This window comes from Rhodococcus sp. CH91, assembly GCF_022554085.1.
Lineage (GTDB): Bacteria > Actinomycetota > Actinomycetes > Mycobacteriales > Mycobacteriaceae > Rhodococcus.
Window position 1 is genome coordinate 405,389 of record NZ_JAKFYR010000004.1, and the last position, 11,833, is coordinate 417,221.

An 11,833-nucleotide genomic window follows, 5' to 3' on the forward strand; every position below is an offset into this window, starting at 1 on the left:
GACCGAAGGAGAGCCTAGTCGGCGCCCTTCTCGGCCTTGCTCGCGACCTCCGTGTCCGCCTCGTCCGGGACGTCCTCGCCTGTCCGGGTCCGGGACTTCTCCTCGGCCGTGGCGGGCTCGTCCTCGATCTCGACGATCTCCGCGTCGATGACGTCGTCGGTCGTCGGTTTCTCGCCCGTAGAGCGCGCGGAATCCGCCTCGGCCGCACCCGTGCTGCCTCCGACGTCGTCGTCGGCATCGCCGGCAGCAGTGCCGGTGTCCTTCTCCCGGGCGGTGTCCTTGCCCCCCGCGTCCTGCTCGTCCGCGGGGCCCTGCTCGTCCTCGGGGTCCGTTCCGTCTCCGGGAGCCTCGATCGCGAGGGTCTCGGACTCCTCGACAGCAGGAGAATCCTCCGTCTCCGTCTCGTCCTCGGAAAGGTCGGAGGTCTCGTCGGAGACCGTCTCAGCCGCGGCTTCGGCCCGCAGCGCGGCCGCGGCCAACCGGCCTTCGCGCCACATGAGCAACTGGGCGGTGATGATGCCGAGCAGACCGGCCCAGGAGAAGACCAGGACGCCCGCCAGCCACCAGGTGGCGCCGACGGTGCCGAACACTCCGAGCGGACCACCGGCCACCCAGGTCGCCGCTGCCGTGACCACGCCGGCACCGGCCGCAGCAGCGAGCACCGTCCACGCCGCATCCGTGCTGCCCACGGCAGCACCGTCCGCCTGCGCCTGCAAGGTGCGCTGCGCGGCGAAACGGCCGAGCAGAGCGCCGATCGTCGCCGGAACGGCCAGCAGCACCGGCCAGAACGGCGCGGCCGGGCCGGACGGGATCGCCGCGAGCACCGGCAACACCGGCAGGTCGCCTCCGGTCGCCTCGAACAGGCTCAGATGCATCTCGCCGAAATGCACGGTGCTACCGGCCAGCACTGCCGCGGCCCCGATGACGACGTTGGGCAGATACAGGATCGACAGCACGGTCAACCCCAGCACACCCGTCCAATGGTCCCCGCGTGCCAGCAGTTCACCGACGACCTCCCACGACCACAGCAGGCCCGCGACCACCACGATCCCACCGAGAGCGAACAGCCCGAGCAACACCCTCAGGGCCGGCCGGAAGGCCAGTACGAGCCATTCCGGGACCGCGTAGTACCGCACCAGCGGCCTCCACACGCGCGACCCGATCCCGATGACGGACGCCAGCAGGTACGTCCCGGTCACCCATCCCAGGGCTGCAGCCGGGTTCGGGGGCGTCACCGGCAGCACACTCGCCGCGTCCTGCAGCACGATCAGCGCCGCGGACGTCACCACCAGAGGGCCGGCGAGGGTCGCCGCGGTGATGCGTGAGACGTCCTGCCGGTCGAGGGCGTAGCCGCTGTTCTCGACGATCGCATCGGCCGCCGAGGCAGCTCCGCGTGCCGCCTGCCACACCAGTACCGCAGTAGGCAGCAGAGGCAGCACCCCGAGCGAGGTGCCGTCGATCGTGAGGGTCACCTGGTGCAGCGCGAGCCAGGTTCCCGCGATCGCGGCATAGATCCCGGTGAGATCGCTGTTGGCGACGACCATCGTCGTCACCACGAGGGTGGCGACGACGGCGAGCGTCACCGCGGGCACCCGCGCTGCGGTACCGAGCAGAATGCGGAACCGCTCCGGATCCAGGTGGTCGTCGTCGGGTGGAGCGTGCCGGTCGGACCGGCCGAGCGTCGAAGTCATCGCGTCGAGGGTGTCACCCACACGGCGTCAGTGGTGTCAGGCGCGCCGATCACCGCTGGTCGTCCGGTGCGCGGAAGGCTTGCGTGGCGTCCTGGTCACCGGTCGCGGTCGTGGACGTACCGGTGTCCTCACCCCGTTCCGTTCCGGTGGACTCGGCGTCGCTGCCGGACCGTTCGGTTGCGCTGTCGGTGCTGTCGGTGCGGGACGTCTCCTGCACCCCGGACGGCTGCTGCACGGGATACTGCTCGGTCGGCTGGGCACCCGGGTACTGCTGGGAGCCCGGATACTGCTGCGACCCGCCGGACTGCTGCATCCCACCGAACTGCTGGGAGCCGCCGTACTGCTGAGAACCCGGATACTGCTGTGCCCCACCGGACTGCTGTGCCCCACCGGACTGCTGCGACCCACCGTACTGCTGGGACCCGGAGTACTCCCCCGATGCCTGCTGCCCCGGATAGGCCTGATGACCCGGATGCTGTCCCCCCTGCTGGGACTGTCCCGCCGCCGAACCCGGCTGCTGGGGACCGTAGCCCTGAGGCTGGCCGTAACCCTGCTGCGGACCGTAGCCCTGCGGGGAACCGTAGCCCTGGGGCTGGCCGTAACCCTGCTGCGGACCGTAACCCTGCTGCGGACCGTAGCCCTGGGGCTGGCCGGATCCCGGGGCGCTCCCGAACTGCTGGTACTGCCCGGCCCCCTGGGGAGGGCCGTATCCGTTCCGCGGCTCCGACCGTCCCGAGACGAGGATCCCGAGCCCGAACAGCAACGCCAGGAGTGCGAGCGCGAACTGCAGGAAGCCGAGGACGAGGATCGTCACTCCGCCCCAGGCGATTCCGGTGTCCTCGGGCAGATGGAACAACTGGAACAGGGAGGTCACGAAACCCACGCCCGAGGCCGCCGCGGCCACCGCCCGCAGATCCTGGCCGGGCAACAGCGACAATGCCGCGCTCACGCCACCGAAGAGGAGAAAGGCCAGCGGCACGACGGCAAAACCGAAGTCGAACGAGGTCAGCGCCACCTGGGAACCGAATGTGATGGTCACGAACGGGGTGAGGCCGAGCAGGAAGTTCAGCGCGCCGAGCGCAGCCACCGCGAGTGGCAACAGCAACGGCACCACCTTGCTCTGAGTGGATGTGCTTCCGGGGAATGTCATCGAGCCTCCTGCTGCCGTCGGGTCCGTGTCGGTTCGTCGCTGTCCTGCACTCATCAGCCTAGGGACTACCCGAGAGAATGGGACCCATGCCGCACACTCTCGCTCCGGGTCCCGACGTCGTGGTCGAGACGGAAGTCAAGCACTCACGCTTCCGTGCGGCAGTTCGCCGTGTCGACACCGCCGACGCCGCGCTCGCCTTCGTCGACGAACAACGCCGACTGTATCCCGATGCCCGTCACCATTGCTGGGCGTTCGTGGTGGGAGACGACCCCGCGGCACGCGCGGAGCGGTCGAGCGACGACGGTGAGCCGGGTGGTACAGCGGGTGTGCCGATGCTGCAGGTGCTCCACCATCGGGATCTGGTGAACGTCGCGGTGGTCGTCACGCGATGGTTCGGCGGGATCAAACTCGGTGCGGGCGGGCTGGTACGCGCGTATTCGGGTGCCGTCTCCGTTGCCCTCGATGCCGCACCCCTCGTGATGCGCCGCCGGCAGGCGAAGTTCACCCTGTCCGTGGGGCACGCCGACGCGGGGCGCGTGGAAGCGGAGCTGCGAGGTCGCGGGGTTCCGGTGCTCGACGTCGAGTACGCCGACACCGCCGTGTTCACCATCGCTGCCGGTGAGCACGCCGATGTCGCCTCGCTGGTGGCGTCGCTGACCTCCGGCACGGGCGAACTCGAAGCGGCGGGTGTGGAGTGGGTCGACGCGTGAGACCCTCACGAACGACCGTGCGCGCCTCCGGAAGGACCGGAGGCGCGCACGAATGTCGTTCTACTACAGCGACTTCAGGATCTCGCGTGCGAGCGCAGCGGTCTCGGACGGCGTCTTGCCGACCTTCACACCGGCCGCCTCGAGAGCGTCCTTCTTGGCCTGAGCGGTGCCCGAGGAGCCCGAGACGATGGCGCCGGCATGGCCCATGGTCTTGCCCTCGGGAGCGGTGAAGCCCGCCACGTAGCCGACGACCGGCTTGGTGACGTTGGCCTTGATGTAGTCGGCGGCACGCTCTTCCGCGTCGCCACCGATCTCACCGATCATCACGATGACCTTGGTCTCGGGATCGTTCTCGAACGCCTCGATGGCGTCGATGTGCGTGGTGCCGATGACCGGGTCGCCACCGATGCCGATGGCAGTGGAGAAGCCGTACTCACGCAGCTCGTACATCATCTGGTAGGTCAGCGTGCCGGACTTCGAGACGAGGCCGATGGGGCCCTTGCCCGCGATGTTGGCCGGGGTGATGCCGACCAGCGCCTCTCCCGGCGTGATGATGCCGGGGCAGTTGGGGCCGATGATCCGGGTCTTGTTGCCCTTCTCGACGTTGTAGGCCCAGGCGTAGGCGCTGTCCTGCACCGGGATGCCCTCGGTGATGACGACGAGCAGCGGGATCTCCGCGTCGATCGCCTCGACGATGGCGTCCTTCGAGAAGGCCGGGGGGACGAACGCGATGGAGACGTCCGCGCCGGTCTCTTTCATGGCCTCGGCGACCGAAGCGAAGACGGGCAGCTCGACCGGGTTGCCGTCCTTGTCGGTGTGCGAAACCGTGGTGCCGGCCTTGCGTGCGTTCACGCCACCGACGACCTGGGTGCCGGCCTTGAGCATGAGCGCGGTGTGCTTGGTGCCCTCGCCGCCGGTGATGCCCTGGACGATGACCTTGGAATCCTTGGTAAGGAAGATTGCCATTGTTCTGTGTGTCCCTTTACTTCGCTGCGAAGGCGAGTTCGGCCGCCTTGTCGGCAGCCTCGTCCATGGTGGCGACGACGGTGACCAGCGGGTGGTCGGCCTCGGCGAGGATGCGGCGTCCCTCGTCGACGTTGTTTCCGTCGAGACGGACGACCAGCGGCTTGTTGGCCTCGTCGCCGAGGATCTCGAGCGCCTTGACGATGCCGTTGGCGACCGCGTCACAGGCGGTGATGCCACCGAACACGTTGACGAACACGCTCTTGACCTGCGCGTCGTTCAGGATGACGTCGAGGCCGGCAGCCATGACGGCAGCGGAGGCGCCGCCACCGATGTCGAGGAAGTTGGCGGGCTTGACGCCACCGTGCTTCTCGCCCGCGTAGGCGACGACGTCGAGGGTCGACATGACCAGGCCGGCGCCGTTACCGATGATGCCGACCTCGCCGTCGAGCTTGACGTAGTTGAGGTCGTTCTCCTTGGCCTTGAGCTCGAGGGGATCCGTTGCGTCCTTGTCCTCGAACTCGGCGTGGCCCGGCTGACGGAAGTCGGCGTTGGCGTCCAGGGTGACCTTGCCGTCGAGGGCGAGGATCTGGTCGTCGGGCGTACGAACGAGGGGGTTGACCTCCACGAGGAGAGCGTCTTCCTTGACGAAGACCTCCCACAGCTTCTGGATGGTCACGGCTGCGGCGTCGAGAACCTCGGCAGGCAGGTGGCCCTTCTCGGCGATCTCACGCGCGAACGCGAGGTCGACACCCTTGACGGCGTCGACGGGGACCTTGGCGAGGCGGTCGGGCTTGGTCGCCGCGACCTCTTCGATCTCCATGCCGCCCTCGACCGAGCACATGGCCAGGTAGGTGCGGTTGGTGCGGTCGAGCAGGAAGGAGATGTAGTACTCCTCCGCGATGTCGCTCGCCTCGGCGACGAGAAGCTTCTTGACGATATGACCCTTGATGTCGAGGCCGAGGATGTTCTCGGCGTGGGTCTGAGCGTCATCGGCGGTGGCGGCGTACTTCACGCCACCGGCCTTGCCGCGGCCACCGACCTTGACCTGCGCCTTGACCATCACCGGCTTGCCGATTTCCTCCGCGATCTCGCGGGCACCGGCGACAGTGTCGGTAACACGGCCGGCCGACGTCGGCACGTCATGCTTGGCGAAGAGTTCCTTCGCCTGGTATTCGAAGAGATCCATCTGCTCACCGTCTCGTCTGCGTTCACGCCCGCTCCGGGGTATCGAGCGGGTCGTTGTCGGACTCTAGTTTCTCGGCCGGGCCGCGGATCACGCGTGGTAGTCCCATGTGGCACAGGTCACGCGCGCGTAGGTCCCGGAAACGACTCCACAGTTCCCCTCCCGGAGCGAGCCCACGGCCACGACCAAGAGGAGCACCTCGTTCAGAATGACAGGTGGCCCTTTTTCGTCGCGCACCGGATCCCGTCGCACTCGCCCCGCAACGAGTTCGCGACATTTCCCGGAATTCGTGTTTCGAGTCCGTTCCGCTGGGCATGTCCCAATTTGCCCCGGTTTCAACTGTGATGCCGCTCACATAACGTCCTCCGGCTCGGCTACGGCTTGCCACTGCCGCGATCGCTTCGTTACCGTCGCCTGGTCGAAGTAACGATGAGGTCACGAACGGAGGACGGCGATGCGCTCAGGCAGTCCGAGTGCCGACAGCCGGAACCGCCCCGACTCGGCCCCCGACGACTGGAACGCCTGGGAAGCCGCCACCATGGACTTCCGCAACACCGGCCCCGGCCTCGAACCGACCTACTACTCCGACTCCTACCGCCACGATCCCCGTGACGGCCGCTCTCCCGGACACCGCTCCGAGGAGATCACCGATGTCACCGCTCCCGCTCTGCGCGGTGGAGCCCACCGACTTCCCACTCCCCCCACCGCGCTCAAGGGTCGCGCCGCCGTCTTCGCGGTCGCCGCAGGCGCCGTGGTGGCAGCAGGCCAAGCCGCCGCCAACGGAGGCCCGGGACAGAACGCCGAACACTCCGAGGTCGCCCTCGCCGCCGGCGAAGCGGATTCGTCCGTCATCACCGCCACCGCGGTGCCCCAGGCAGCACAGTTCGCGCCGAGCGCCGACGCCGAACCGTCGCAGGCTCCGCAGGTCCTCAACATCGCCGACCCGAACGACCTGTCGCAGTTCTCGAATCTTCTGGCCAAGGGGCAGCGTTTCAGCGAGGAGCGTGCCGCTCGCGAGGCCGCGGCCCGCAGGCCCCTGTTCGTTCTTCCCGCCGTCGGTTCGTTCACCTCGCACTACGGCGCCCGCTGGGGAACGCTCCATGCCGGTATCGACATCGCCGGCCCGATCGGTACGCCCATCTACGCGGTGGCCGACGGCGAAGTGATCGACTCCGGCCCGGCCTCCGGCTTCGGCATGTGGATCCGGCTCCTCCACGACGACGGCACCGTCACCGTGTACGGGCACATCGACCAGTCGCTCGTCAGCGTGGGCCAGCGGGTCATGGCCGGCGACCAGATCGCCACCATGGGCAACCGCGGCTTCTCCACCGGCCCCCACCTGCACTTCGAGGTACATCTCAACGGCGTCGACAAGATCGACCCCGTCCCGTGGCTCGCCACCCGCGGTATCGCACTCGGCGTCCAGCGGGACTGATCTCCGGAGAAACGCCCTCCCGCCGACGCTACCGGCGGGACCGCGCAGCGTCGCTACGAAAGAGCCTGCGCGGCAGGGCTGAACAACATCACAGCTTCACCATCGGCACCCCGCCGACCAGCATGAGCCGAACCTTTCCGGCGCTTCCGAAATCGATCACCACGGTCGCCGTGGGCCCCGACCCGCGGGTCTCGAGCACCGTCCCCAGGCCGTACTTGTCGTGGCTGACGCGATCGCCGACGTCGAGCACGAGATGATTGTTGCGGCCACGCGCGGCACCGAAGCCCGCCGAGCCCGACCCCGGTGCACCACGCCGGCCCTCCGCCGCACCGAATCGGGAACCCGTCCCCGAGCCGATCGCCTGCCCCCGCGCAGGGGTGGGCTCGAGCCGCCGCCAATCGATGAGATGTTGTGGAATCTCTTGCAGGAAGCGAGATTCCGGATTCGTGAGCGGCTGCCCCCAGGACGAACGCAGGACGGCGCGCGTGAGGTAGAGCCGATGCCTGGCGCGGGTGATGCCCACATAGGCCAGTCGCCGCTCCTCGGACAGTTCGGCAGGGTCGCCCAGGGCACGCATGTGCGGGAACTGGCCGTCCTCCCAGCCCGTGACGAAGACGACCGGGAATTCGAGCCCCTTCGCCGTGTGCAGTGTCATCAGCGTGACCAGGCCGGCCTCGTTCTCCGGGATCTGATCGGCGTCGGCGACGAGCGAGACCTTCTCGAGGAAGGCCGCAAGGGAACCGGGGTCGGGATCACCCTCCTCGCGCTCGTCCTCGACGATCCCGGCGGCATTGCGCACATCCGCGCTGAATTCGCGTGCCACACTGACCAATTCGTGCAGATTGTCGAGACGGGCACCGTCCTGCGGATCGTCGCTCGCCGACAGTTCGGCGCTGTATCCGGTGCGGTCGAGGATCGCTTCGACGACGTCGCCGATATCCACCATGTCGTTACCGTCACCGTCGTTCACGACGAGCATCGCGCGCAACTCGTCCATCATCTCGACGAATCCGGCGATCGCCTTCTGCGCGCGGCTGTTCAGCAGCGCGACCTTACCGGCGGCCGCGTCGACGAGAGCCTGCCCGAAACTCACCCCGAGGCGCTCGGCGTGGACCGCCACGCACGCCTCCGCACGATCGCCGATACCTCGCCGCGGCGTGTTGAGAATTCGCCGCACACTCACCGTGTCGTCGGGATTGTCGAGGACCTTCAGGTACGCGACGACGTCGCGCACCTCCTTGCGCTCGTAGAACCGCACCCCTCCGACGACCTTGTAGGGCACACCGTGCCTGATGAAGACGTCTTCGAACGCCCGGGAGGCGTTGTTCGTGCGGTAGAAGACCGCGATGTCGGAATATCTGATGTCGCCGCTGTCGACGAGACGATCGATCTCGGCCGCGACGAAGCGGGCCTCGTCGTGCTCGTTGTCGGCGACGTAACCGGTGATGAGTTCACCCTCACCCGAATCCGTCCACAGCCGCTTCTCGCGCCGGCCCGTATTCCGGGAGATGACGGAGTTCGCCGCGGACAGAATGTTCTGGGTGGAGCGGTAGTTCTGTTCGAGCAGGATCGTCCGGGCCTGCGGGTAGTCGCGTTCGAACTCCTCGATGTTGCGGATCGTCGCGCCACGGAAGGCGTAGATGGACTGGTCCGCGTCGCCCACCACGCACAGTTCGCTCGGCGGGACCGCAGCGTTCTCGTCCGGATCACCGACGAGGGTCCGCACCAGCACGTACTGCGCATGGTTGGTGTCCTGGTATTCGTCGACCAGGACGTGACGGAAGCGGCGCCGGTAGTACTCGGCCACCTGGGGGTGCGCCTGAAGCAGTGCGACCGTCTCCCCGATGAGGTCGTCGAAGTCGAAGGCGTTCGCCGTCCGCAGCCTCTGCTGGTAGTGCGCGTAGACCCGCGCGACGACGCGAGTGAGTTCGGTCGCGGCCGGGTTCGACTCCGCGTCGTGCGCGGCCTCCTCCGGCCCGATGAGCTCGTTCTTCAGATTGGAGATCTGCGTCGACAGCAACCGGGCCGAGTACTTCTTGGTGTCGAGGTCGAGATCCTTCGCGATCATGGTGAGCAGGCGACGGGAATCGTCCGCATCGTAGATCGTGAAGTTGGAGTTCATGCCCGCGAGCAGGCCCGCCTGCGCCCGGAGGATTCGCACACAGCTCGAGTGGAAGGTGGACACCCACATCGCGTTCGCGCGCGGACCGACCAGGGCGGCCACACGTTCGCGCATCTCGGCCGCGGCCTTGTTGGTGAACGTGATCGCGAGCACCTGCCCGGGTGCGACACCTCGTTCTGCCAGCAGATACGCGATGCGCCGGGTGAGCACGGCCGTCTTGCCGGAGCCGGCACCCGCGACGATCAGCAGGGGTGCCCCTTGGTGGGTGACCGCTTCCCTCTGCTGCGGATTGAGCCCTTCGAGGAGGGCGTCGGATCCGGGACGGGAATGTGCGAGCGCGACGGGAGTGTTCATCGTTCTACCAAACTACCGGACCACTCGGACAGCGGATCCCGACTCGGCCCGCCGGGCCGGGTGGCAAGGCCGACAGGGTGAGTGGCAAACTGGTCGCCATGTCATCTGTCCTCCTGAGGCTCGGACCGAGTCCCGGATGTCCCTGTCGGATTCCGACCGGCGACCCATCCCGATTCCGGTAACGGCCATTCCCGGACGGGCGATTCTTCAGAGCAGATGCGAGGAGACGACATGAGCACGCACATCGACGCTTCCCTTTCCGGCGAGCCCGCCGAGGCGGACGCCGCCGTTCCCACGGAGGCCGAGATCGAGGAACTCCGCAAGGAGATCGATCGCCTCGATGCCGAGATCCTTGCTGCGGTCAAGCGGCGCACCGAGGTGTCCCGCATGATCGGACGTACCCGCATGGCCTCCGGCGGAACCCGCCTCGTGCACAGCCGCGAGATGAAGGTCCTCGAGCGGTTCAGCGAACTGGGCCAGGAAGGCCACACCCTGGCGATGCTCCTGCTCCGCCTCGGGCGTGGCCGTCTGGGTCACTGATCCTCCGCCCCCTGCTGCCGCCGGGTCACCGGCACTTCGCCGGTCCCGCCTGATTCGCGGTCACTGCAACGCGATGTACTTGGTCTCGAGATATTCCTCGATGCCCTCGGTGCCGCCTTCACGCCCGAGTCCCGAATCCTTGATACCGCCGAACGGCGCCGCGACGTCCGAGACGACACCGCGGTTCACCCCGACGATCCCCGATTCGAGTGCATGCGACACGCGCAGGGCCCGGTCGAGGTCGCGCGTGAAGATGTAGGCCGCGAGGCCGTAGCGGGTGTCGTTCGCCGCGGCGAGCGCCTCCTCCTCGGTGTCGAAACCGGTGATGGCGGCGACCGGTCCGAACACCTCCTCCTTCAGGATGCGGGCCTGGCGCGGCACGTCGTCGAGCACGGTGGCGGGATAGAACCATCCGGGTCCCTCGACGGAGTCCCCACCCAGACGCACCCTCGCACCGGCAGACACCGCGTCCTGCACGAGTTCGATCACGGTCTTCTGCTGGTTCTCGTTGACGAGCGGGCCGAGAGTCGCGTCGGGATCGGTGCCCGGACCGAGCCGGTACGACGCCATGCGTTCGACGAGCTTGGCGACGAACTCCTCCCGGATCGAATTGGCGACGTGGAAGCGGTTCGCCGCGGTGCAGGCCTCTCCCCCGTTGCGCAGTTTGGCTGCCACCGCGCCCTCGACCGCGGCGTCGAGATCGGCGTCGTCGAAGACGACGAAGGGCGCGTTGCCGCCCAGTTCCAGTGAGGTCCGCAGCAACGAGTGTCCGGCCTTCTCGGCGAGCATGCGCCCGACCTCGGTAGAACCGGTGAAGGTCAGTTTGCGCAGTCGCGGGTCCTCGAGGAGCGGACCGGTGACCTCGCTCGCGTGCGAGGTCGGCAGTACCGACAGCACCCCGGCCGGCAAGCCGGCCTCGTCGAAGAGCTGCGCGAGCAGCTGAAGGGTCAGCGGGGTCTCGGATGCGGGTTTGACGATGATCGTGCATCCTGCGGCGAGCGCGGGGCCGATCTTGCGGGTTCCCATGGCGAGCGGGAAGTTCCAGGGTGTGATGGCCAAGCAGGGACCGACGGGCTGCTTGGTGACGAGGACACGGCCGGTGCCGGCAGGTGCGGGCGTGTAGCGACCGGCGATGCGGACCGCCTCCTCGGAGAACCAGCGCAGGAATTCCGCACCGTAAGCCACTTCGGCTTTGCTCTCGGGTAGCGCCTTGCCCATCTCGAGCGTCATGAGCAACGCGAAGTCGTCGGCGCGATCGGTGATCCTCTGCCATACCTCCCGCAGGAGTTCGGCGCGTTCGCGCGGTGGGGTCGCTGCCCACTGCGGGCCGGCAGCGACGGCCGCATCGAGGGCGCGCATCGCGTCACCGGGTCCGGCGTCCGCGACACGGGCGAGTTCGTCACCGGTCGCGGGATCGTGGACTCCGAAGGTGGCTCCGTTCTCGGCCGCAACCCATTCACCGCCGAGATAGAGGTCGGTGGGGACGGACCGGATCAGCTCTGCAGTGTTCATGTGCCCATCATGCGCGTCACCGCCTTCTCCCGCCGGTAACCCTGCGATCTCCGTTGTCACGAACCGGGCGATCCGTGCCGGGGCGCACTACTGTCGATCACATGAGCAGCGACGTAACCGCAACGGCACCGTGGAAAGCTCTGGAAAACCATCGTGACCGGCTCCGGTCG

Annotated in this window: 9 protein-coding genes; 3 read left to right on the forward strand and 6 right to left on the reverse strand. The window is 67.9% G+C overall.

All coding sequences use genetic code 11. The annotated features are described in order from the left end of the window. Positions 1-14: 14 nt before the first annotated feature. Both MOM01_RS11140 and MOM01_RS11145 read right to left on the reverse strand, forming a co-directional pair. Positions 15-1,691: a cell division protein PerM gene (locus tag MOM01_RS11140; protein ID WP_241385476.1), complete on the reverse strand. Its 1,677-nt coding sequence runs from the start codon at positions 1,689-1,691 to the stop codon at positions 15-17. Between the two features lie 49 nt (positions 1,692-1,740). Beyond that, entirely contained in the window at positions 1,741-2,841 is a 1,101-nt protein-coding gene (locus tag MOM01_RS11145) for a DUF5336 domain-containing protein (protein ID WP_241385477.1), read from the reverse strand. Positions 2,842-2,927: 86 nt separating this feature from the next. On the opposite strand from MOM01_RS11145, the gene MOM01_RS11150 reads away from it, so the two are divergent. After that, positions 2,928-3,551, forward strand: a complete 624-nt coding sequence (locus MOM01_RS11150) for an IMPACT family protein (RefSeq protein WP_241385478.1) — start codon at positions 2,928-2,930, stop codon at positions 3,549-3,551. A 63-nt stretch (positions 3,552-3,614) separates the two neighbouring features. On the opposite strand, the gene sucD is transcribed toward MOM01_RS11150, so the two are convergent. Beyond that, positions 3,615-4,517, reverse strand: coding sequence for a succinate--CoA ligase subunit alpha (gene sucD, locus MOM01_RS11155; protein ID WP_241385479.1), 903 nt, complete (start codon positions 4,515-4,517; stop codon positions 3,615-3,617). A gap of 16 nt (positions 4,518-4,533) precedes the next feature. Continuing rightward, positions 4,534-5,703 carry an ADP-forming succinate--CoA ligase subunit beta gene (gene sucC / locus MOM01_RS11160; protein WP_241385480.1) on the reverse strand — a complete coding sequence of 390 codons (1,170 nt, stop codon included), beginning with the start codon at positions 5,701-5,703 and terminating at the stop codon, positions 4,534-4,536. A gap of 451 nt (positions 5,704-6,154) precedes the next feature. Between sucC and MOM01_RS11165 the strand changes: the two genes are divergently transcribed. Further along, positions 6,155-7,135, forward strand: coding sequence for a M23 family metallopeptidase (locus MOM01_RS11165; protein ID WP_241385481.1), 981 nt, complete (start codon positions 6,155-6,157; stop codon positions 7,133-7,135). 88 nt (positions 7,136-7,223) lie between these two features. Here the strand turns inward: MOM01_RS11165 and pcrA are convergent, their stop codons facing one another. Continuing rightward, the gene (gene pcrA, locus MOM01_RS11170; RefSeq protein ID WP_241385482.1) at positions 7,224-9,611 is read right to left on the reverse strand and encodes a DNA helicase PcrA; all 2,388 of its coding nucleotides are present in this window, start codon (positions 9,609-9,611) and stop codon (positions 7,224-7,226) included. Positions 9,612-9,842: 231 nt separating this feature from the next. Between pcrA and MOM01_RS11175 the strand changes: the two genes are divergently transcribed. Continuing rightward, the gene (locus tag MOM01_RS11175; RefSeq protein ID WP_241385483.1) at positions 9,843-10,151 is read left to right on the forward strand and encodes a chorismate mutase; all 309 of its coding nucleotides are present in this window, start codon (positions 9,843-9,845) and stop codon (positions 10,149-10,151) included. Between the two features lie 60 nt (positions 10,152-10,211). On the opposite strand, the gene MOM01_RS11180 is transcribed toward MOM01_RS11175, so the two are convergent. Next, positions 10,212-11,663 (reverse strand): NAD-dependent succinate-semialdehyde dehydrogenase, encoded by a 1,452-nt coding sequence (locus MOM01_RS11180; RefSeq protein WP_241385484.1) that lies wholly within the window; start codon positions 11,661-11,663, stop codon positions 10,212-10,214. Between the last annotated feature and the right edge of the window lie 170 nt (positions 11,664-11,833).

Coding starts and splice junctions, on each gene's coding strand:
- MOM01_RS11140 (WP_241385476.1), bottom strand. CDS start 1,691: ATGACTTCGACGCTCGGCCGGTCCGACCGGCACGCTCCACCCGACGAC.
- MOM01_RS11145 (WP_241385477.1), bottom strand. CDS start 2,841: ATGACATTCCCCGGAAGCACATCCACTCAGAGCAAGGTGGTGCCGTTG.
- MOM01_RS11150 (WP_241385478.1), top strand. CDS start 2,928: ATGCCGCACACTCTCGCTCCGGGTCCCGACGTCGTGGTCGAGACGGAA.
- sucD (WP_241385479.1), bottom strand. CDS start 4,517: ATGGCAATCTTCCTTACCAAGGATTCCAAGGTCATCGTCCAGGGCATC.
- sucC (WP_241385480.1), bottom strand. CDS start 5,703: ATGGATCTCTTCGAATACCAGGCGAAGGAACTCTTCGCCAAGCATGAC.
- MOM01_RS11165 (WP_241385481.1), top strand. CDS start 6,155: ATGCGCTCAGGCAGTCCGAGTGCCGACAGCCGGAACCGCCCCGACTCG.
- pcrA (WP_241385482.1), bottom strand. CDS start 9,611: ATGAACACTCCCGTCGCGCTCGCACATTCCCGTCCCGGATCCGACGCC.
- MOM01_RS11175 (WP_241385483.1), top strand. CDS start 9,843: ATGAGCACGCACATCGACGCTTCCCTTTCCGGCGAGCCCGCCGAGGCG.
- MOM01_RS11180 (WP_241385484.1), bottom strand. CDS start 11,663: ATGAACACTGCAGAGCTGATCCGGTCCGTCCCCACCGACCTCTATCTC.